Origin of the sequence: Pseudomonas sp. GD03858 (genome assembly GCF_029840925.1) — a bacterium.
Lineage (GTDB): Bacteria > Pseudomonadota > Gammaproteobacteria > Pseudomonadales > Pseudomonadaceae > Aquipseudomonas.
This window is the reverse complement of sequence record NZ_JAOCDM010000067.1, coordinates 1-20,304: the sequence shown is the minus strand read 5'-3', so window position 1 is coordinate 20,304 and position 20,304 is coordinate 1. Positions and strand designations below refer to the sequence as shown.

Sequence of the window (20,304 nt, the reverse complement as noted above, 5' to 3'; positions counted from 1 at the left end):
GTTGCCTGAGCGTCTTGCGTTATTGCGTCAGTTTGGCCTTGGCCGCCTCGAGGCCGGGCTTGCCGTCCACGGTGGTCACGCCGGCCAGCCAGGCATCCAGTTTGCCGGGGTTGTCCTTGAGCCACTTCTTGGCCGCGGCCTCGGGTTTCATCTTGTCGTCCAGGACATAGCCCATCATCGTGCTTTCGTCCTTGAGCTCGAACGACAGGTTCTTCAACAGCTGGCCAACGTTGGCGCATTCCTGGGCATAGCCCTTGCGGGTGTTGGTCAGCACGGTGGCCTTGCCATAGTCGGGGCCGAAGTAGGCGTCCCCGCCAGTCAGGTAGTGCATCTTGAAGCGGGTGTTCATCGGGTGCGGTTCCCAGCCGAGGAACACGATCGCGTCGTCGCGTTTCTGCGCCCGGTCGACCTGGGCGAGCATGCCGGCCTCGCTGGACTGCACGATCTGGAAACCGGCGTCCTTAAGGCCGAAGGCGTTGTCGTCGATCATCTTCTGGATGGTGCGGTTGCCGTCGTTGCCTGGCTCGATGCCGTAGATCTTGCCCTTGAGCTCCTGCTTGAACTTGGGAATGTCGGCGAAGTCCTTCAGGCCCTTGTCGTACAGGGCCTGGGGCACGGCCAGGGTGTACTTGGCGTTTTCCAGGTTGGCGCGCACGGTCTCGACGGTGCCAGCGTCGCGGTATTGCTTGATGTCGTTCTCCATGGTCGGCATCCAGTTGCCGAGAAACACGTCCAGGTCCTTGCCGGTGGCCAGCGACTTGTAGGTCACCGGTACCGAGATCATGGTGGTGTGGGTCTTGTAGCCCAGGGCTTCGAGCACGACGCTGGTGGTCGCGGTGGTGACCGTGATGTCGGTCCAGCCGACATCGGAGAAACGCACCGTCTGGCACTGCTCGGGTTCGGCGGCCTGGGCCAGCAGCGGAGCGGACAGCAACGCGACCAGCAACAGCGAGGGTGAACCTTTCATGGATGGACTCCTGTGATTTTATCTTCGGGTTCGCGTGGGTCGCCGGGCGTTCTCAGGGCTCCGGTCGACCAGGCCTGCAGAGGGCAGGATGCGAGGCCGTGCAATACGAGTCGCTTTCGATAATCCTCCAGCGTTCGGCAATCGCCTACTGGTGGCGTCGTATCCAGTACAGGAAGGGTCGTATCCAGTACGGGCGATGTCGCAACTGGGTTTTTCCACCCCCAAGCCTCGGTTTTTGCGTCGTCCGGGCGCTGGAAAGCGGCGCGCGCAGGGCCGGTACAGCGGCGGCGCTGCTGGACAAAAGTACGTCGGTTGCAGACGGCGAGGGGGTGGGCAAAAGCCCGATGATGCGAGCATTCCAAGGCGGCTCGAAGGTTCAGCCTAGCAGTTGCGCAAGGCGGCGTTCGACGCGGCGAGACAAGCCCATCAAGAGGTGATTCGACAATGGCCATCAGCGTGTTCGACCTGTTCAAGATCGGTGTCGGGCCCTCCAGTTCCCATACCGTCGGCCCCATGCGTGCCGGCGCGCTGTTCGTCCAGGGCCTGCGCGAGCGCGGCGAACTGGAGCGGGTGCGGCGCATCGTAGTACGCCTGTATGGCTCGCTGTCGGCCACCGGTGTCGGCCATGGCACCGACAACGCCACGATCATGGGCCTGATGGGCGAATGGCCCGACGCCATCGACCCGAACCAGATCACCCCGCGCATCGCCGACCTGCGCGAAACCAACGTGCTCAAGCTCGACGGTCGCTTGCCCATCGAATTCGTCTGGGCTCGCGACATGCTGCTGCTGGACGAGAACCTGCCCTATCACCCCAACGCCATGACCCTGATCGCCGAAGGCGAGGGTGGCGAGCTGCACCGCGATACCTACTATTCGGTGGGCGGCGGCTTCGTGGTCGATGCCGCCCAGGCCGCCAGTGGTGTGCTGGACGCCGACCAGACCGTGCTGCCCTATGACTTCAACAGCGCCGCCGAACTGTTGCAGTTGTGCAAGCAAAACGACCTGAGCGTGTCGCAATTGATGCTGGCCAACGAGAAAGTCTGGCGCAACGAAGAAGAGATCCGCGCCGGCCTGCTCAAGCTCTGGCAGGCGATGCAGGAGTGCGTGAACAACGGCCTCAAGCATGAGGGCACCTTGCCCGGCGGGCTCAACGTGCGCCGTCGCGCCGCCCGCCTGCACCGCAGCCTGCAGGAACTGGGCAAGCCCAACGTGATCGGCTCGACCATGAGCGCCATGGAGTGGGTGAACCTCTATGCCCTGGCGGTCAACGAAGAGAACGCCGCCGGTGGGCGCATGGTCACCGCGCCCACCAACGGCGCGGCGGGGATCATTCCGGCGGTGCTGCACTACTACATGCGTTTCTCCGATGTGGTGGATGAATCCAACGTGGTGGACTTCTTCCTCGGCGCGGCGGCGGTGGGCATCCTGTGCAAGAAGAACGCGTCCATCTCCGGCGCCGAGGTCGGTTGCCAGGGCGAGGTCGGTTCGGCCTGCGCCATGGCCGCCGCAGGGCTGGCCGAAGTGCTCGGCGCCACGCCGGCGCAGTTGGAGAACGCCGCCGAGATCGCCCTGGAGCACAACCTCGGGCTGACCTGCGACCCGGTCGGCGGCCTGGTCCAGGTGCCGTGCATCGAGCGCAACGCCATCGCCGCGGTGAAGGCCATCAATGCCGTGCAGATGGCTCTGCGGGGCGACGGCGAGCACTTCATTTCCCTCGACCAGGTGATCCGCACCATGCGTGACACCGGGGCCGACATGCACGACAAGTACAAGGAAACCTCGCGCGGCGGCCTGGCGGTCAGCGTCATCGAGTGCTGATGCGCCGTTCTGGCCCGCGCCTGACCGATGCGCCACATTCTGGCGCACCGGTTGTCATCTACCGACCGTCGCCTGTCGTTACCAGCAGGGTCGTTGTCGGTGACACTCAAGTCTGTCGCATCTGGGCAACCTTCCCACAAGTGCTACCGAATTGCTCAGCGGTGACGCGCAGGGGCGCTGGCGCGCCTGTTTGCGTTTGACCTCACGCTCATTGCCCGGACCGCTGGAAGGCGCATGCCGACGTCGTTTTTGGGTTTTATTGGATGAGCGTTCAATTTCAGGCATGCCATTTGCGTTGAGATTGGCAAAGCCCCTGCATACGAAACGGGGCCATTACAACAACAGTGCTCGCCTGAGGCACACCCTGCATTGTGTGAGGAGAAATCGCGATGACGTCGTACACCTCCGGGAACCCAACCCAGAACCGCACAGCACCCCAGTCCATCGGCTTTCTCCTGCTGGACAACTTCACCCTCATTTCCCTGGCGTCGGCGGTCGAGCCGCTGCGCATGGCCAACCAGCTGTCCGGCCGCGAGCTGTATCGCTGGCACACGCTGACGGTCGATGGCGGCCAGGTCTGGGCCAGCGACGGCCTGCAGATCACCCCCGATGCGGCGATGCACAACGCCCCGCCCATCGACACCGTGATCGTCTGCGGCGGCGTCGGCATCCAGCGTACCGTTACCCGCGAGCATGTCACCTGGCTGCAGGCCCAGGCCCGCCAGTCGCGCCGCCTTGGCGCGGTATGCACCGGCAGCTGGGCGCTGGCCTGCGCCGGCTTGCTCGACGGTTTCGATTGCAGCGTGCACTGGGAATGCCTGGCGGCGATGCAGGAAGCCTACCCACGGGTGAACATGAGCACCCGGCTGTTCACCCTCGACCGCAACCGTTTCACCAGCTCCGGCGGTACCGCGCCGCTGGACATGATGCTGCACCTGATCAGCCGCGATCATGGCCGCGAGCTGTCGGCGGCGATCTCCGAGATGTTCGTCTACGAGCGCATTCGCAACGAGCAGGACCACCAGCGCGTGCCGCTCAAGCACATGCTCGGCACCAACCAGCCGAAGCTGCAGGAAATCGTCGCGCTGATGGAGGCCAACCTCGAAGAGCCGATCGACCTGGACGAGCTGGCGGTCTACGTGTCGGTGTCGCGGCGCCAGCTCGAGCGCCTGTTCCAGAAGTACCTGCACTGCTCGCCGTCGCGCTACTACCTCAAGCTGCGCCTGATCCGTGCCCGGCAGCTGCTCAAGCAGACACCGATGTCGATCATCGAGGTGGCGTCGGTGTGCGGGTTCGTCTCCACGCCGCACTTCTCCAAGTGCTACCGCGAATACTTCGGCATTCCGCCGCGTGACGAGCGCGTGGGCTCGAACACCACCCAGCAGGTGGCGATGATGCCGATCCCGCAGGCCATGGCCCTGTCACCGCACAGCGGGCCGCTGGCGGCGCTGAGCCAGGCGCGCAACGAGTCGACGTTTGCCAGTGTGCGCCTGTAGCTGAAAACTGGCCCTTGTAGGAGCGGCCTTGCGTCGCGAAAGGGCTGCAAAGCAGCCCCAGCAATCTAGGCATCAACGCTAAGATCCTGGGGCTGCTGCGCAGCCCTTTCGCGACGCAAGGCCGCTCCTACACCGGGCCGGTCAATGCTTCAGGCGCGCTTGTTGAACTGCGCCAAGGCCGGCAGCAACTGCTTGTCGATGGCCTGGCGCACGGCCGGGAGGATGGTCGCGCTGCCGGTGTACATCTGCTCGACCATGCCCTTCAGGGCCCGCGCATTGGGCTCGGTCAGTCCGCGTATCACCACCTCGCACGCCTGCTCGGCGCTGGCGCCGGCCGGAATGTCGAAACCCCGCGAGCGCAGCTGGCCCAGCAGGTCGTCCTGGTCGATCAAGTCCGCATGCATCATGACTAATGTCCTTCGCCGCTGTTGTTTGCCATCGATTCTGTGTCCGGCGCGCCAGGGCGGCAAGGGCGGATTGTCACGATGGCCGCTTTGACTAAGAACAGGTCGTTTACGGCTAAATCGAGCGTACTGGAAGGTCGCACACTGAAGTCATTCACGGCACCGAGGGTTTGGTCACCCTCACGTCATGCACAGTGGATGTTGCTCGCTCTTGGCCCCGGATGCTCACGGCTTTCCGGGGTTGTTTTTTTTGAGAGCGGTGGGGCTGCGCAGCAGCCCCCAGGATCTGTCAGCCAACAGGTAACCCCAGCACACGCCCGACAAACTGTGGAGCCTGCAGATCACGCTGCTCATCCATCAGGCCCTGCAGCAGCGCAACACTGTGCTCGCCAAACGGCGCCGACTTCGGCCCCGCCAGGTCCACATGCAGCAGCATCTGCTCACTGGCCGCCAACGCCTCGTCAAACCCCTCCCGGTGCAGGCTGTGGTACAGGTGCAGGCGCTTGCCGTCGAAGCCGATGATCTGCGTCTGTACCCACACCTCGGTATCGAGTTTCACCTCGTGCAGGTAGTTGATGTGCGCCTCCAAGGTGAACAGCGAGTGCCCGCTCTGGCCTCGTGCGTCGGCATCCAGGCCGATGCGCTCCATCAGCGCATCGGTGGCGTAGCTGAAGATCAGCAAGTAATAGGCATCGCGCAGGTGGCCGTTGTAGTCGACCCATTCCGGCAACACCCGGGTACGGTAGGTGATCAGGGCGGGCATCGTTTTCTCCTCAATCGCCAAAAGCCATGCCGTGCTGGGCTTTGCTGGATTTCACCGCTTCCAGCACTGCCAGCAAGGTGTCGTCACGATAACGCTCCAGCGCGGCGATGCTGCGTTCGCCCAGCTGCACCGAGGTACCTTCCACCACATCGTCTATCAGCTTTTCGGTCAGCTCCGGCGCCGGCAGGTAGGTCCAGGGCAGCTTCAGCGCCGGGCCGAACTGGGCCATGAAGTGGCGCATGCCAGCGTCGCCACCGGCCAGTGTATAGGTGAGGAAGGTGCCCATGAACGACCAGCGCAGACCGGCGCCGAAGCGAATCGCGTCGTCGATCTCGCCGGTGCTGGCGACGCCGTCATTGACCAGGTGCAGAGCTTCGCGCCAGAGCGCTTCGAGCAGGCGGTCGGCGATGAAGCCGGGGACTTCCTTGCGCACGTGCAGTGGGCGCATGCCTAGCGCGGTGTAGATGCTTTTCGCTGCCTCGATGGCCTCGGGGCTGGTGTTTCGGCCGCCGACGATCTCCACCAGCGGCAGCAGGTATACCGGGTTGAACGGGTGGCCGACCACGCAGCGCTCGGGGTGAGTCGCCGACTCGTAGAACTCGCTGGGCAGCAGGCCCGAGGTGCTGGAGCCGATGATCGCATTCGGCTTCGCGGCGGCGCTGATCCTGGCATGCAGGTCGAGCTTCAGGTCCAGGCGCTCGGGGGCGCTTTCCTGGATGAAGTCGGCGTCGCGCACGCATTCTTCGATGGTGGCCACGAATCTCAGGCGGTCCTGGGCGGCACCAGGGGCCAGGCCCTGCTTTTCCAGGGCCGGCCAGGCGTTGGCGATGCGCTTGCGCAGCGCAGCCTCGGCACCCGGCGCCGGGTCCCAGGCCACCACGTCCAGGCCATGGGCCAGGGCGCGGGCGACCCAGCCACTACCGATGACGCCACTACCCAGGGCGGCGAAGGTCTTGATGTCGGTGATGAACGGCATGTCGAGCTCCTACTGGTAAATTTCATGACGTGGTGACGCACCCTGTGGGAGCGGGTTCACCCGCGAACACCGGCATAGCCGGTGCCATCCACAGCGTCGTCCGATTCGCGGGTAAACCCGCTCCCACAGCAGAGGTGTGCAAGCGTGTTTCAGCGGCGCTTGAGGTTCATCTTTTCCCGGCCCTCGGCCGGGGTGAGCACGCGGGCGCCCATGCGGGTGATGATCTCGGCCGCCCGCTCGACCAGCTGGCCGTTGCTGGCCAGCACGCCGCGGTCCAGGTACAGGTTGTCTTCCAGCCCGACCCGCACGTTGCCGCCGAGCAGCACCGCCTGGGCGGCCATCGGCATCTGCATGCGGCCGATGCCGAAACCGGCCCAGGTGACATTGGCCGGCAGGTTGTCGACCATGGCCTTCATGGTGGTGGTGTCGGCCGGCGCGCCCCAGGGAATGCCCAGGCACAGCTGGAACAGTGGGTCGTCCAGCAGGCCTTCCTTGATCATCTGCTTGGCGAACCACAGGTGGCCGGTATCGAAGATCTCCAGCTCGGCCTTCACCCCCAGCTCGGTGATGCGCTTGGCGCCTGCGCGCAGCTGGGCCGGGGTGGAGACGTAGATGGCGTTGCCGTCGCCGAAGTTGAGGGTGCCGCAGTCGAGGGTGCAGATCTCCGGCAGCAGCGCCTCGACGTGGGCCAGGCGCTCCAACGGGCCGATCAGGTCGGTGCCTGGACCGAACTCCATGGGCGACTCGCCCGGACCGATCTCCAGGTCGCCGCCCATGCCGGCGGTGAGGTTGACGATGATGTCGACGTCGGCCTCGCGGATGCGCTCCATCACTTCACGGTAGAGATTCACGTCGCGGCTGAAGCGACCGGTCTGTGGGTCGCGGACGTGACAGTGGACCACGGTGGCGCCGGCCTTGGCGGCTTCCACGGCGGATTCGGCGATCTGTTGCGGGGTGACCGGGACCAGGTGGCTCTTGGCGACCGTGTCGCCGGCGCCGGTGAGGGCGCAGGTGATGATGACGTCGTGGTTCATGGTGGATTCCTTTTTGTGACTATGGGCCGGATCTCTGTAGGAGCGGCCTTGTGTCGCGATAGGGCCGCAAAGCGGCCCCATCAACATATGCCTGATGCATGAATCCTGGGGGCGCTTCGCACCCCTTTCGCGACACAAGGCCGCTCCTACACCGACCGGGTTGACCTGTCGGTGTGCGAGTAGGCGATGAGGTTCTGTCAGTTGGCGGTGAGCTTGAGGTTGTCCGCGGCCGGCTTGCCGTCGAAGGTGGTCACCCCCTCGAGCCAGCGGGCCTTGTCCTCGGGGTGGTCTTTCAGCCACTGCCGCGCCGATTCCAGCGCGTCCTTGTGGTCGAGCAGCGGCTGCATCATCCGGCTTTCGTCCTCGGCGCTGAAACTGAGGTTGCTCAGCAGGCGATAGGCATTGGGGCAGCGTTCGGCATAGTCCGGCGCGGTGACCGTCCACACCGTGGCGCGGCCCTCGTCCGGGCCGAGGGCGTCCTGGCTGTCACCGAGATAAACCATGTCGATGTTCACGTTCATCGGGTGCGGCGCCCAACCGAAGAACACCACCGCCTCCTTGCGCCGCACCGCGCGGTCGACCGCGGCGAGCATGCCGGCCTCGCTGGACTCGACCAACTGGAACTTGCCAAGGTCGAACTGGTTCTTGGTGATCATCGCCTTGATCTGGGTGTTGGCGCCCGAGCCCGGCTCGATGCCGTAGATCTTGCCGCCGAGCTCCTTCTGGAACTTGTGGATGTCGGCGAACGTCTTCAGGCCCTTGTCGGCCAGGTACTTCGGTACCGCCAGGGTGGCGCGGGCATCCTCCAGGCTGGGCTTGTCGAGCACCTTCACCTGGTTGGCCTGGACGAACGGAGTGATGGTCTGGGTCATGATCGGGTTCCAGTACCCCAGGAACATGTCCAGGCGCTTGTCGCGAATGCCGGCGAAGATGATCTGCTGCGAGGCACTGGTCTGCTTGGTCCGGTAACCGAGGCCGTCGAGCAGCACCTGGGCCATGGCGCTGGTGGCGATGACATCGGTCCAGTTGACCACGCCCAGGCGCACATCCTTGCAGACGGCGGGGTCGGCGGCGAACAACGGAGTGGCGAGGGTGGTGCTGAGTGCGAGGGACAACAGGCTGCGGCGGATAAAGCGTTGCATGGTGGCTCTCCATCGGCAGTGCATATTGTTATGGGTCCGGCCTCTGCGGGCCGTGTGAACAAGCTACGCTGCCAGCGGGGTGGAAAATCGCACCCTGGCGACCAACAATTGCACGGAAGCGACCACCTTCTCCGTGGAGCATGCAATGCCGCAAACCATTCTCTTCCTGCTGCTGCCGGGGTTCTCGGCCATGGGCTTCATCAGCGCCATCGAGCCGCTGCGGGTGGCCAACCGCTTCCGTGGTCCGCTGTACCGCTGGCGCGTGCTGAGCCTCGATGGCGGCGCGGTGCAGGCCAGCAATGGCATGTCGGTGAATGCCGACGGTGCGCTGGGGCAGGCCGAGGAAGGACACCTGCTGCTGGTGGTCGCCGGTTTCGATCCGCTGCTCTGCTATGGCCCGGCGTTGCAACAGGCGCTACGCCGCCTCGACCATGAAGGCGTGATGCTGGGCGGCATCGACACGGGCGCCATGGTGCTGGCCGAGGCGGGCCTGCTCGATGGCCATCGGGCCACCCTGCACTGGGAAGCGCTGGATGCGTTCAAGGAGCGCTACCCACGCTTGCAGGCGATCCAGGAGCTGTTCGAGATCGACCGTCGGCGCATCACCTGCGCCGGCGGCACCGCATCCATCGACCTGATGCTCGACTTGATCGCCCAGGCCCATGGCAGCGAGCTGGCGGTGCAGGTGTCCGAGCAGTTCGTGCTCGGGCGCATCCGCCCGCGCCAGGACCACCAGCGCATGCAGATAGCCACCCGCTACGGGCTGCGCAACAAGAAGCTGGTAAAGGTGATCGGCGAGATGGAGCGCAATACCGAGCTGCCGCTCAATACCCAGGTGCTGGCCGAGGCGGTGCAGGTCACCCGACGGCAGTTGGAGCGGCTGTTTCGCCTGCACCTGGACGACACGCCCAGCGGCTTCTACCTGCGCCTGCGCCTGGACAAGGCCCGCCAGCTGCTGCGCCAGACCGACATGAGCGTGCTGGAAGTCGGGGTTGCCTGTGGATTCGAGTCGGCGTCCTACTTTACCCGGTGCTATCGGGCACGGTTCGCCTGCTGTCCCAGGGAGGATCGACAGACGCCCGCGCGCCTGGCGCTCGGTGTGTCGCCGTAGTGGGAGCTTTTTCCCGATGATTGTCGGACCAAGGGTTCTATAGCGTGGGCAATCCTCTTATCCAGCAAGGATTGCCATTGTGTTTCCTACGTACCTGACTACCCGATTCGCCGGCCTCGCACTGGCTCTGGGGGTTGTCCTGTCTTCTGTCCCCTGGCGCGCCGACGCGGCCGGGGCGGGCTGTGAAAGCACGACCACGGACCGCTTCCAGGACTACTACCAGCCCGGCTGGAACGAGCTGGTCGACTATCCCGACGGCCGACAGAAAATGATCATAGCCTCCGATCCCCAGGCGTTCCGTTACATGCGTCAGCGCATGAGCGAGTACGAGGAGGATATCGACTCGGCGGGCTGGTACCGGACCGCTGCCGTGTACAAGGCGATCGCCCGTGAGCGCGACGAGCCCTACCATGTGCCGGTGGTGATCAACGGCGATATCACCGAGTACGGCCACGGCAACGAGCGAGCGGCGGTGCAGAGCATGTTGCGCAAGATGGCCGCCGGTGTGGGAGGGCCGTTGATGCTGCCCGGACTGGGCAACCACGACTACCAGAACAATGTCGACGACTGCGCCAACAATGGCTGCGCCCGGGATGCCGTGTGCGACCACATTGCCTGGGTCCAGGCCATGCAGCCTGTGAACGCCTTCGACTACCGCTACGAGAACGACACGCACCACGGCTCGCTGTCCTACTCGGTGACGGTCGGGCGCGTGCGCATCATCCAGCTGAATCACGAACCCACCTACGAGCGGCAGTGGAGCACGGGCGGCGGGTTCACGCTGAGGCCCAAGCGTTACTTCTCGATTACCCACTCCGTCGACTGGCTGCAAGGGCAGCTGGAGGAAGCTGTGCGTAACGAGGAGGTGGTCATCGTCAACATGCACGCCAGTGAGGACTGGAGCGACGAATGGATGCGCTATCAAGAGTTTCCGGCATTGCTGGAGGCGTATGGCGTGCTGGCGGTGTTCTCTGGGCACACCCATTGGAACGTCGGGAGGTATCACTACGGTTTCGCCAGCGTGCCCAACTTCAAGAGCGGTGCGCTGAATGCCGGTACCTACCTGCGGCTGACCTTCGACTGGCCGGCGCAGCAGCTGGTGGTGCAGGAGGTCAGCATGGACGGCTACTTCGACCAGGCCCATGTGCTCGAGCTGCATCCGGCACGCAGGTGACCGAGCCTGCGCGCAAAGGCGCCGGCTCGGTTGGCGGTCACTGCTGGCCGATCGACTGCAGGTACTCCGAGCGCTCGTCGCTGCGTTGCGCGACGCAGGTGTTCCAGGCCGCCTCGAACGCCTTGCTGCCCGGCTTCTCGGCCCAGGTCTCGACCTTGCAGTCGGCATCGCGCAGCTGCGTCCACAGCTTCTCGGCGGCCTCCATCTTGCCGCTAAGCGCCGTGGCCTTGTCGCTTTCGTCGGCATACTGGTCGCGGATGCGCTGGATCAGGTCGTCATAGGCCGCCTTCAGCTCGCGCTCGGCGGTCTGCTTGTTGTAGGCGGCGCAGGCATAGCCTTGCTGGTCGTTTTCGACGTTGTCGCAGGGCGTGCTTTCTTCCTCGGCGGCGTGGGCGCCGCAAGCGACGGCCAGCAGGGCCAGCCATGCCATTGATTTCATCCGTTTTCTCCTGAACAGGCTGACGAATCGCTGGATTCTCGCTCAGCGCAGGTTCGGGCGATAGCTCCCTGACGAAAAGTTCATCAAAGGCCCTTGTCGAGACTCGCTCTCATTGCCGAGGGCCGTGCCAGAGCGTGCCCTGTCGGCCGTTGACGCTTTCGGCAAACCCCCTGTCGTTTTTGCATCGGGGCGCCGCGGGCGGCAGGCATATGCTGGCCCCAAAGCGCCGGCACAAGGTTTGGCGCATGCAGACTTCAATAAAAGGGGACAGCCTGATGAGCCCAGCCGAACTTCACGCCGACAGCATCGTCATCGACGGCCTGATCATTGCCAAATGGAACCGCGAGCTGTTCGAGGACATGCGCAAGGGCGGGCTGACCGCGGCCAACTGCACGGTCTCGGTGTGGGAGGGCTTCAAGGCCACCGTCGACAACATCGCCGCCAGCCAGAAGCTGATCCGCGAGAACAGCGACCTGGTGATGCCGGTGCGCACCACCGCCGATATCCGCAAGGCCAAGGAACTGGGCAAGACCGGCATCCTCTTCGGCTTCCAGAACGCTCATGCGTTCGAGGACCAGATCGCCTACGTCGACGTATTCAAGCAGCTCGGCGTGGGCATCGTGCAGATGTGCTACAACACCCAGAACCTGGTGGGCACCGGTTGCTACGAGCGTGACGGCGGCCTGTCGGGCTTCGGTCGCGAGATCGTCGCCGAGATGAACCGCGTCGGCATCATGTGCGACCTGTCCCACGTCGGCTCCAAGACCTCCGAAGAGGTCATCCTCGAGTCGAAGAAGCCGGTCTGCTACTCCCACTGCCTGCCCTCGGGCCTTAAAGAACACCCGCGCAACAAGTCCGACGCAGAGCTGAAGTTCATCGCCGACCACGGCGGCTTCGTTGGCGTGACCATGTTCGCGCCGTTCCTGGCCAAGGGCATCGACTCGACCATCGACGACTATGCCGAAGCCATCGAGTACACCATGAACATCGTTGGCGAAGACGCCATCGGTATCGGTACCGACTTCACCCAGGGCCACGGCCAGGACTTCTTCGAGTACCTGACCCACGACAAGGGCTACGCCCGCCGTCTGACCAACTTCGGCAAGATCATAAACCCGCTGGGAATTCGCACTGTCGGCGAATTCCCCAACCTCACCGAGACCCTGCTCAAGCGCGGCCATTCCGAGCGCGTGGTCCGCAAGATCATGGGCGAAAACTGGGTCAACGTCTTGAAAGACGTCTGGGGCGAGTAAGCCGCTCTCCAAGCCTGAAAGCCCCTGCCAGCAACGCCGGGGCATCCAAACAAAAAATTTTATGGAGTTGAGTTTCCATGGCCAAGATCGCCCCGCAATTGCCAATCGAAGTCGACAGCGAGACCGGTGTCTGGACCAGCGACGCCCTGCCGATGCTCTACGTGCCACGGCATTTCTTCGTCAACAACCACATCGGCATCGAGGAAGTGCTGGGTGCCGACGCCTACGCCGAGATCCTCTACAAGGCTGGCTACAAGTCCGCCTGGCACTGGTGCGAGAAGGAGGCCGAATGCCATGGCCTGGAAGGCGTGGCGGTGTTCGAGCACTACATGAAGCGCCTGTCCCAGCGCGGCTGGGGCCTGTTCGAGATCCAGGACATCGACCTCGATAAAGGCACCTGCAGCGTCAAGCTCAAGCACTCGGCATTCGTGTACGTGTATGGCAAGTGCGGCCGCAAGGTCGACTACATGTTCACCGGCTGGTTCGCCGGGGCCATGGACCAGATTCTCGCTGCCCGCGGCAGCTCGATCCGCACCGTGGCCGAACAGGTCTACGGCGGGTCGGAAGAAGGCCACGAAGATGGCCTGTTCGTTACAAAGCCGTTGTAAGCCGGAGATAGCGTCATGGCCTTCGAAGCAATGTTCCAGCCGATTCAGATCGGCAAGCTGACCATCCGCAACCGCGTGCTCAGCACCGCGCACGCCGAGGTCTACGCCACCGACGGCGGCATGACCACCGACCGCTATGTGAAGTACTACGAAGAGAAGGCCAAGGGCGGCATCGGCCTGGCCATCTGCGGCGGCTCGTCGGTGGTGGCCATCGACAGCCCGCAGGAGTGGTGGTCGTCGGTCAACCTGTCCACCGACCGCATCATCCCGCACTTCCAGAACCTGGCCGACGCCATGCACAAGCATGGCGCCAAGATCATGATCCAGATTACCCACATGGGCCGTCGCTCGCGCTGGGACGGCTTCAACTGGCCGACCCTGATGTCGCCGTCGGGCATCCGCGAACCGGTGCACCGCGCCACCTGCAAGACCATCGAGGTGGAAGAGATCTGGCGGGTGATCGGCAACTACGCCCAGGCCGCGCGCCGGGCCAAGGAAGGTGGTCTGGACGGCGTCGAGCTGTCGGCCGTGCACCAGCACATGATCGACCAGTTCTGGAGCCCGCGGGTCAACAAGCGCACCGACGAATGGGGCGGTACCTTCGAAGGCCGCATGAAGTTCGGCCTGGAGGTGCTCAAGGCCGTGCGCAAGGAGGTCGGCGACGACTTCTGCGTGGGCATGCGTATCTGCGGTGACGAGTTCCACCCCGATGGCCTGAGCCACGAGGACATGAAGCAGATCGCCGCCTACTACGACGCCACCGGCATGCTCGATTTCATCGGCGTGGTCGGCTCGGGCTGCGACACCCACAACACCCTGGCCAACGTCATCCCCAACATGAGCTACCCGCCGGAGCCATTCCTGCACCTGGCGGCCGGCATCAAGGAAGTGGTCAAGGTCCCGGTGCTGCACGCGCAGAACATCAAGGACCCGAACCAGGCCACACGGATTCTGGAAGGCGGCTACGTCGACATGGTCGGCATGACCCGCGCGCACATCGCCGACCCGCACCTGATCGCCAAGATCAAGATGGGCCAGGTCGACCAGATCAAGCAGTGCGTCGGTGCCAACTACTGCATCGACCGCCAGTACCAGGGCCTGGATGTACTATGCATCCAGAACGCCGCCACCTCCCGTGAATACATGGGCGTGCCGCACATCATCGAGAAATCCACCGGGCCGAAGCGCAAGGTGGTGGTGGTCGGTGCCGGCCCTGCCGGCATGGAGGCGGCCCGTGTCGCCGCCGAACGCGGCCACGACGTCACCGTGTTCGAGAAGAAGGACCAGATCGGCGGGCAGATCACCATCGCCGCCAAGGCGCCGCAGCGTGACCAGATCGCCGGCATCACCCGCTGGTACCAGCTGGAGTTCGCCCGCCTGAAGGTCGACCTGCGCCTGGGCACCGCCGCCGACGTGGACACCATCCAGGACCTGCGGCCGGACATCATCGTGCTGGCGGTGGGCGGTCATCCGTTCGTCGAGCAGAACGAGCACTGGGGCGCCGCCGAAGGGCTGGTGGTCAGCAGCTGGGACGTGCTCGACGGCAAGGTGGCGCCGGGCAAGAACGTGCTGGTGTACGACACCATCTGCGAATTCACCGGCATGTCGGTGGCCGACTTCATCGCCGACAAGGGCAGCCAGGTCGAGATCGTCACCGACGACATCAAGCCGGGCGTGGCCATGGGCGGCACCACCTTCCCGACCTACTACCGCAGCATGTACCCCAAAGAAGTGATCATGACCGGTGACATGATGCTGGAGAAGGTCTACCGCGAAGGCGACAAGCTGGTGGCGGTGCTGGAGAACGAGTACACCGGCGCCAAGGAAGAACGCGTGGTCGACCAAGTGGTGGTGGAAAACGGCGTTCGCCCCGACGAGCAGTTGTATTACGCGCTCAAGGACGGTTCGCGCAACAAGGGCCAGATCGATGTGGAGGCGTTGTTCGCCATCAAGCCACAGCCAATCCTCGGCCAGCCGGGCGAGGGCTACCTGCTGTACCGCATCGGCGACTGCGTGGCCCAGCGCAACGTGCATGCGGCGATCTATGACGCCTTGCGGTTGTGCAAGGATTTCTGATCGCACCGCCTCTCTAGAGGCGGGATTGGCCCCCTGTAGGAGCGGCCTTGTGTCGCGAAAGGGTCGCGAAGCGACCCCGGGATCTGTGCATCACCGCTGAGCCCCTGGGGCTGCTACGCAGCCCTTTCGCGACACGAGGCCGCTCCTACAGGGGTCGATGCCGCCCTTGAGAGCGGCGCAGGATTCTAGCTGTTGTGGGAGCCTCCCATGTTGAACACCCTTCTACCCATCCTGCTGTTCACCTCCCTCGGCCTGGCGGTGCTCGGCGCCCTGCGCCGGGTGCGCATGTGGCGGCGTGGGCGACCGAGCCCGGTGAACCTGCTCGGCGGCCTGCTGGCCATGCCACGGCGCTACCTGGTGGACCTGCACCATGTGGTCGAGCGCGACAAGTACATGTCCAGGACCCACGTCGCCACCGCAGGCGGCTTCGTGTTGTCGGCCGTGCTGGCGATCCTGGTGCATGGCTTCGGCCTGCACAGCAAGATTCTTGGCTACGCCTTGCTGGTGGCCACGGTGATCATGTTCACCGGCGCGATCTTTGTCTTCAAACGCCGACTGAACCCGCCCGCGCGCCTGTCCAAGGGGCCGTGGATGCGCCTGCCCAAGAGTCTGTTGATGTTCGCGGCAAGCTTCTTCATCGCCACCTTGCCAGTCGCTGGCATCCTGCCGGAGGGCACGGGTGGCTGGGTGCTGGTGGCTTTGCTGGGCGTCGGTGTGCTGTGGGGCGTGTCCGAGCTGTTCTTCGGCATGACCTGGGGCGGCCCGATGAAGCATGCCTTCGCCGGCGCCCTGCACCTGGCCTGGCACCGCCGCGCCGAGCGCTTCGGCGGCGGCCGCTCCACCGGTCTCAAGCCGCTGGACCTGGAAGACCCCAATGCACCGCTGGGCGTGGCAAAGCCGGTCGACTTCACCTGGAACCAGCTGCTCGGCTTCGATGCCTGCGTACAGTGCGGCAAGTGCGAGGCGATGTGCCCGGCGTTCGCCGCCGGCCAGCCGCTGAACCCGAAAAAACTCATCCAGGACATGGTCATCGGCCTGGCGGGCGGCACCGATGCGCAGTTCGCTGGCAGTCCATACCCAGGCAAGCCGCTCGGTGAGCATGGCGGCCATCCGCACCAGCCGATCGTCAATGGTCTGGTCGACGCCGAAACCCTGTGGTCGTGTACCACCTGCCGTGCCTGCGTCGAAGAGTGCCCGATGATGATCGAGCACGTCGATGCCATCGTCGACATGCGCCGCCACCTCACCCTCGAAAAGGGCGCCACCCCGAACAAGGGCGCCGAGGTGCTGGACAACCTGATCGCCACCGACAACCCCGGCGGCTTCAACCCCGGTGGGCGGATGAACTGGGCGGCGGACCTCAACCTCGACCTGCTGTCCGAGGTGAAGCGTACCGAAGTGCTGTTCTGGGTTGGCGACGGCGCTTTCGACATGCGCAACCAGCGCACCCTGCGCGCCTTCGTCAAAGTGCTGAAGGCCTCGGGCGTGGATTTTGCCGTGCTCGGCCTGGAAGAGCGCGACAGTGGCGACGTGGCCCGACGCCTGGGCGACGAGGCGACCTTCCAGCAACTGGCCAAGCGCAATATCCAGACCCTGGCCAAGTACCAGTTCCAGCGCATCGTCACCTGCGATCCGCACAGCTTCCATGTGCTGAAGAACGAATACGGCGCCCTCGGCGGCGATTACCAGGTGCAGCACCACAGCACCTACATCGCCGAACTGATCGCGGCGAACAAGCTCAACCTCGGCCAGCACAAGGGCGGCAGCGTCACCTACCACGACCCGTGCTACCTGGGCCGCTACAACGGCGAGTACGAAGCCCCGCGCGAAGTGCTCAAGGCCCTGGGCATCGAGGTGCGCGAAATGCAACGTTCAGGCTTCCGTTCCCGCTGCTGCGGCGGCGGCGGCGGCGCGCCGATCACCGACATCCCTGGCAAGCAGCGGATTCCCGACATGCGCATGGACGATATCCGCGAGACCGAGGCCGAGCTGGTGGCCGTGGGTTGTCCACAATGTACGGCGATGCTCGAAGGCGTGGTCGAGCCGCGCCCGCAGATCAAGGACCTGGCCGAGCTGGTCGCCGATGTGCTGATCGAAGAGGCAACTCCTGCGAGCCCAAAGTCGCAAGCGAGCAAACGTGAACCTGCGGAGGTGCATTGATGAGCAACATCATCCGCCGCGACCCACGCGCCGAGTGGATCGCCCGTAACCGCCTGCACCCGTTGCATGCGGCGATGCAGACGCAACAGACGAGCTGGATGGGGCCCCATGGGCTGATCCGCAAGAACCCGCATGCGATCGCTGCTGGTTTCATCGGCCCCACCGGCCTCAAGCGCATCGACCGCAGCGGCGCCCAGCAGGGCACCGCCGTGGGCGGACGGCGCTCGACGACCGCCGAGGTGCAACTGCCGTTGCATCAAGTAGTGGAGCCGGCGTTCTACATCGCGGTCGTGCCGGACATGGTCGGTGGCCGCCTCGGCAGCCACGACCGCGACTTGCTGGGCCTGGCCCACGGCCTGGCCGGCAGCGACGGCGCGGTGCTGGCCATCGTCTTTGGCGAGCACAAGGAAAATAACTTTTCCACAGCCGGCGTCGATCGGCTGCTGGTCATCGAGGGCGAGGCCTTCGAAGGTTATGCACCGGAACAACTGGTGCAAGGTCTACGGGCTGTGGATAACCAGTTCGCGCCGCGTCACTGGCTGCTGCCCGACAGCCGCAGCGGTGGCGGCGAGTTGGGCCGGCGCTTCGCCGCGGCCCTGGGCGAACGCCCGGCGACGCGGGTGTGGCAGGTCAAGGACGGCCAGTGCATCGGCCGTGCTGGCGCCGGTCAGCAGGATATCCAGCGCTTGCTGCCACGGTTGATCCTGGCCGCCGCCGAGTGCGCGGAACCCGTCAGCGAGACCCGCCACGAAGCCATGCCGGTGGAGTTGTCCACAGGCGCTGCCCGTAGCCTGTCGCGGATCGAGGATCTTGGTTCGGTGGCTGTCGATCCGGCCGCCATCGCCATGGCCGAAGCCGAGTTCATCGTTTCCGCTGGCAACGGCGTCAAGGATTGGGATCTGTACCACAGGGCCACCGCCGCCCTGGGCGCGACCGAGGGCGCCTCGCGGGTGGCGGTGGACGACGGCTTCATGCCGCGCAACCGCCAGGTCGGCGCCACTGGCACCTGGGTCACCGCGCGGGTCTACGTGGCTGTGGGTATCTCCGGCGCCATCCAGCACCTGCAGGGCATCGGCGCCTGCGACAAGGTAGTGGCGATCAACATGGACCCGGGTTGCGACATGATCAAACGGGCCGACCTGTCGGTGATTGGCGACAGTTCGGCGATTCTCCAGGCACTGATCGACGCTGTGGATAACTACCGCAGCGCCAGCCAGCGCGACGCGGCATAGGGGCAGCGAGCATGAGTACGAAAGTCATCAGCCTGGTTTCGATCGGCGCCCACCCCAGCTCCGGCCGCGCCCGTCGCGCCGAGCAGGACGCCCGGGCCGTCGAGTTGGGTTTGCAACTGGCTGGGGATAACTTGCAGGTGGTGCATGCCGGTGATCCGCGTGAAGAGGCCTTACGCGCCTACCTGGGCATGGGGCTGGATCACCTGGATGTGCTGGAGCAGCCTGCCGGCGCCGATGTGCTGGGCGTGCTTGGCGACTACCTGCGTGACGCGGGCGCCCAGCTGGTGCTGACCGGCAGCCAGGCCGAGACCGGTGAGGGCTCGGGCATGTTGCCGTTCTTGCTGGCCGAGAAGCTGGGCTGGCCGCTGGTGGTCGGGCTGGCTGAAGTGGAGTCCATCGACAACGGCACTGCTCAGATACTTCAGGCACTGCCTCGTGGCCAGCGCCGCCGCCTGAAGGTGCGCCTGCCGCTGTTGGCGACTGTGGATAACGCCGCGCCCAAGCCTCGGCAGAGCGCGTTCGGCCCGGCGCGCCGAGGCGTGCTGGCGGCGCGCAATGTAGCGGTCGTGGCAGATCCACTGCTGGCCGAAGACGCCCTGCAACCCGCGCGCCCACGGCCCAAGCGGCTCAAGGTGATCAAGGCCAAGAGCGGCGCCGACCGCATGAAGGCCGCCACGGCCAAGGCCAGCGGCGGTGGCGGCAAGGTGCTCAAGGATGTTTCCCCGCAGGAAGGCGCCGAAGCCATTCTCAAGTTGCTGGTGGAGGAGGGTGTGCTGCGCTGACATTTCGACGATCGAGTGCAGCGCACAGGCTCGATGTTCGCGGGCAAGCCCGCTCCCACAGGGACCAGGCCAGTCAGAGAAATTTACGCAAGACGGTACCTCCCACAGGATTCCAGGCTGGGGCATCGTGGATGCTTTGTCAGACCCACCGGCAAGCCCTGTGGGAGCGGGCTTGCCCGCGAAAAGGCCAGCACAGGCCCTACACGAATCACCCCTCACTCACTTTATTTCGCAGCGGTTTTGATCTTGTCCACAACGCCTCTCGCCGCGACCACCTCCGGCCCGGATCAGTGAAATCGGCAATCTGGCTTTCGGTTATCCACGAAATCTGTTCGACAATGTGTGGATAAAGTGTTCGCGCTTCGTCGCAGGCCATACGCAGCAGGGCCTTCACGGGTTTGCTCGAAATTTGATCAAGTCTACCCACGGGTGACAATGCGGCTCTTTCCGGCTCAGGGCGGTTTGCCCACAATCTCTGTTGGCCGTGCTGTGGATAACGTGTTTGGTCATCGCTGCAGGCCACGCAGTTAAAGGCCTTAATTGACTTGAACGAAAAATGATCAAGGCTGGTGGCATGCCGTATAAAATGCTGGCCAGGCATCCGCATGGAATGAATATCCACAGCATTCATGATGAGCGAAGCGGTTTTCAACAGATCCTGTTTACGCATCTGTGGAAAAGGTGTTAGAGCAAGGCGCGATGGCTTGCCGTACCTGCCCTCCAGGCATTTGATCATTTTTCGGACAGGTCTTTTGCAGCCCGACTATCCAACTGAGCACCACGCGATCGTCGACTCTTGGGCGTTCTGTACGTCGATGTGCGGTGAAGAGGTCCGCGACTATTTCCCATTCTGCGTCGGAAAGTTC

At 64.5% G+C, this 20,304-nt stretch carries 18 protein-coding genes and 1 pseudogene; 10 read left to right on the top strand and 9 right to left on the bottom strand.

Annotation, left to right across the window (positions count from 1 at the left end; translation table 11 throughout):
• Positions 1-19: 19 nt before the first annotated feature.
• Positions 20-967 (bottom strand): choline ABC transporter substrate-binding protein, encoded by a 948-nt coding sequence (locus N5D48_RS17075; protein ID WP_279886410.1) that lies wholly within the window; start codon positions 965-967, stop codon positions 20-22.
• 444 nt (positions 968-1,411) lie between these two features.
• Here N5D48_RS17075 and N5D48_RS17070 point away from each other — a divergent pair, with 444 nt between their 5' ends.
• The gene (locus N5D48_RS17070; protein WP_279886408.1) at positions 1,412-2,788 is read left to right on the top strand and encodes an L-serine ammonia-lyase; all 1,377 of its coding nucleotides are present in this window, start codon (positions 1,412-1,414) and stop codon (positions 2,786-2,788) included.
• Between the two features lie 389 nt (positions 2,789-3,177).
• A complete protein-coding gene (locus N5D48_RS17065; protein ID WP_279886406.1) occupies positions 3,178-4,284 on the top strand; it encodes a GlxA family transcriptional regulator in 1,107 nt (368 codons plus the stop codon).
• A 149-nt stretch (positions 4,285-4,433) separates the two neighbouring features.
• Here N5D48_RS17065 and N5D48_RS17060 read toward each other — a convergent pair whose 3' ends face one another.
• From N5D48_RS17060 to choX, 5 genes are all read right to left on the bottom strand, one after another.
• Positions 4,434-4,691, bottom strand: a complete 258-nt coding sequence (locus N5D48_RS17060; protein WP_028688456.1) for a hypothetical protein — start codon at positions 4,689-4,691, stop codon at positions 4,434-4,436.
• Between the two features lie 286 nt (positions 4,692-4,977).
• Positions 4,978-5,451: a thioesterase family protein gene (locus tag N5D48_RS17055; protein WP_279886404.1), complete on the bottom strand. Its 474-nt coding sequence runs from the start codon at positions 5,449-5,451 to the stop codon at positions 4,978-4,980.
• Between the two features lie 10 nt (positions 5,452-5,461).
• Positions 5,462-6,427 (bottom strand): L-carnitine dehydrogenase, encoded by a 966-nt coding sequence (locus N5D48_RS17050; protein WP_279886402.1) that lies wholly within the window; start codon positions 6,425-6,427, stop codon positions 5,462-5,464.
• A 149-nt stretch (positions 6,428-6,576) separates the two neighbouring features.
• The gene (locus N5D48_RS17045) at positions 6,577-7,461 is read right to left on the bottom strand and encodes a 3-keto-5-aminohexanoate cleavage protein (RefSeq protein ID WP_279886400.1); all 885 of its coding nucleotides are present in this window, start codon (positions 7,459-7,461) and stop codon (positions 6,577-6,579) included.
• 197 nt (positions 7,462-7,658) lie between these two features.
• Positions 7,659-8,603: a choline ABC transporter substrate-binding protein gene (choX, locus tag N5D48_RS17040; RefSeq protein WP_279886397.1), complete on the bottom strand. Its 945-nt coding sequence runs from the start codon at positions 8,601-8,603 to the stop codon at positions 7,659-7,661.
• Between the two features lie 145 nt (positions 8,604-8,748).
• Here choX and N5D48_RS17035 point away from each other — a divergent pair, with 145 nt between their 5' ends.
• Positions 8,749-9,714 carry a GlxA family transcriptional regulator gene (locus N5D48_RS17035; protein ID WP_279886395.1) on the top strand — a complete coding sequence of 322 codons (966 nt, stop codon included), beginning with the start codon at positions 8,749-8,751 and terminating at the stop codon, positions 9,712-9,714.
• Positions 9,715-9,793: 79 nt separating this feature from the next.
• Entirely contained in the window at positions 9,794-10,888 is a 1,095-nt protein-coding gene (locus tag N5D48_RS17030; protein WP_279886393.1) for a metallophosphoesterase, read from the top strand.
• Between the two features lie 37 nt (positions 10,889-10,925).
• Here the strand turns inward: N5D48_RS17030 and N5D48_RS17025 are convergent, their stop codons facing one another.
• Positions 10,926-11,327, bottom strand: coding sequence for a DUF1311 domain-containing protein (locus N5D48_RS17025; protein ID WP_279886392.1), 402 nt, complete (start codon positions 11,325-11,327; stop codon positions 10,926-10,928).
• Between the two features lie 275 nt (positions 11,328-11,602).
• On the opposite strand from N5D48_RS17025, the gene N5D48_RS17020 reads away from it, so the two are divergent.
• From N5D48_RS17020 to N5D48_RS16995, 6 genes are all read left to right on the top strand, one after another.
• Positions 11,603-12,580, top strand: coding sequence for a dipeptidase (locus N5D48_RS17020; protein WP_186712608.1), 978 nt, complete (start codon positions 11,603-11,605; stop codon positions 12,578-12,580).
• A gap of 77 nt (positions 12,581-12,657) precedes the next feature.
• The gene (locus N5D48_RS17015; protein ID WP_054891724.1) at positions 12,658-13,188 is read left to right on the top strand and encodes a DUF5943 domain-containing protein; all 531 of its coding nucleotides are present in this window, start codon (positions 12,658-12,660) and stop codon (positions 13,186-13,188) included.
• Positions 13,189-13,203: 15 nt separating this feature from the next.
• A complete protein-coding gene (dgcA, locus tag N5D48_RS17010) occupies positions 13,204-15,264 on the top strand; it encodes a dimethylglycine demethylation protein DgcA (RefSeq protein ID WP_279886383.1) in 2,061 nt (686 codons plus the stop codon).
• A gap of 207 nt (positions 15,265-15,471) precedes the next feature.
• Complete coding sequence (dgcB, locus tag N5D48_RS17005; RefSeq protein WP_279886381.1) at positions 15,472-17,424, top strand: dimethylglycine demethylation protein DgcB; 1,953 nt, start codon at positions 15,472-15,474, stop codon at positions 17,422-17,424.
• The gene (locus N5D48_RS17000) at positions 17,424-18,656 is read left to right on the top strand and encodes an electron transfer flavoprotein subunit alpha/FixB family protein (protein ID WP_279886378.1); all 1,233 of its coding nucleotides are present in this window, start codon (positions 17,424-17,426) and stop codon (positions 18,654-18,656) included. Before dgcB ends, N5D48_RS17000 begins: the two co-directional genes overlap by 1 nt.
• Before the next feature lie 11 nt (positions 18,657-18,667).
• Positions 18,668-19,438 (top strand): electron transfer flavoprotein subunit beta, encoded by a 771-nt coding sequence (locus tag N5D48_RS16995; protein WP_279886376.1) that lies wholly within the window; start codon positions 18,668-18,670, stop codon positions 19,436-19,438.
• Positions 19,439-19,646: 208 nt separating this feature from the next.
• Here N5D48_RS16995 and N5D48_RS16990 read toward each other — a convergent pair whose 3' ends face one another.
• Positions 19,647-20,174: a hypothetical protein gene (locus N5D48_RS16990; protein ID WP_279886423.1), complete on the bottom strand. Its 528-nt coding sequence runs from the start codon at positions 20,172-20,174 to the stop codon at positions 19,647-19,649.
• Between the two features lie 25 nt (positions 20,175-20,199).
• Positions 20,200-20,304: pseudogene (locus tag N5D48_RS16985) on the bottom strand (IS5/IS1182 family transposase); the annotation flags it as partial.

Bases quoted from the DNA above. Each gene is read 5' to 3' on its own strand.
- N5D48_RS17075 (WP_279886410.1), bottom strand. From the start codon at position 967: ATGAAAGGTTCACCCTCGCTGTTGCTGGTCGCGTTGCTGTCCGCTCCG.
- N5D48_RS17070 (WP_279886408.1), top strand. From the start codon at position 1,412: ATGGCCATCAGCGTGTTCGACCTGTTCAAGATCGGTGTCGGGCCCTCC.
- N5D48_RS17065 (WP_279886406.1), top strand. From the start codon at position 3,178: ATGACGTCGTACACCTCCGGGAACCCAACCCAGAACCGCACAGCACCC.
- N5D48_RS17060 (WP_028688456.1), bottom strand. From the start codon at position 4,691: ATGATGCATGCGGACTTGATCGACCAGGACGACCTGCTGGGCCAGCTG.
- N5D48_RS17055 (WP_279886404.1), bottom strand. From the start codon at position 5,451: ATGCCCGCCCTGATCACCTACCGTACCCGGGTGTTGCCGGAATGGGTC.
- N5D48_RS17050 (WP_279886402.1), bottom strand. From the start codon at position 6,427: ATGCCGTTCATCACCGACATCAAGACCTTCGCCGCCCTGGGTAGTGGC.
- N5D48_RS17045 (WP_279886400.1), bottom strand. From the start codon at position 7,461: ATGAACCACGACGTCATCATCACCTGCGCCCTCACCGGCGCCGGCGAC.
- choX (WP_279886397.1), bottom strand. From the start codon at position 8,603: ATGCAACGCTTTATCCGCCGCAGCCTGTTGTCCCTCGCACTCAGCACC.
- N5D48_RS17035 (WP_279886395.1), top strand. From the start codon at position 8,749: ATGCCGCAAACCATTCTCTTCCTGCTGCTGCCGGGGTTCTCGGCCATG.
- N5D48_RS17025 (WP_279886392.1), bottom strand. From the start codon at position 11,327: ATGAAATCAATGGCATGGCTGGCCCTGCTGGCCGTCGCTTGCGGCGCC.
- N5D48_RS17020 (WP_186712608.1), top strand. From the start codon at position 11,603: ATGAGCCCAGCCGAACTTCACGCCGACAGCATCGTCATCGACGGCCTG.
- N5D48_RS17015 (WP_054891724.1), top strand. From the start codon at position 12,658: ATGGCCAAGATCGCCCCGCAATTGCCAATCGAAGTCGACAGCGAGACC.
- dgcA (WP_279886383.1), top strand. From the start codon at position 13,204: ATGGCCTTCGAAGCAATGTTCCAGCCGATTCAGATCGGCAAGCTGACC.
- dgcB (WP_279886381.1), top strand. From the start codon at position 15,472: ATGTTGAACACCCTTCTACCCATCCTGCTGTTCACCTCCCTCGGCCTG.
- N5D48_RS17000 (WP_279886378.1), top strand. From the start codon at position 17,424: ATGAGCAACATCATCCGCCGCGACCCACGCGCCGAGTGGATCGCCCGT.
- N5D48_RS16995 (WP_279886376.1), top strand. From the start codon at position 18,668: ATGAGTACGAAAGTCATCAGCCTGGTTTCGATCGGCGCCCACCCCAGC.
- N5D48_RS16990 (WP_279886423.1), bottom strand. From the start codon at position 20,174: ATGATCAAATGCCTGGAGGGCAGGTACGGCAAGCCATCGCGCCTTGCT.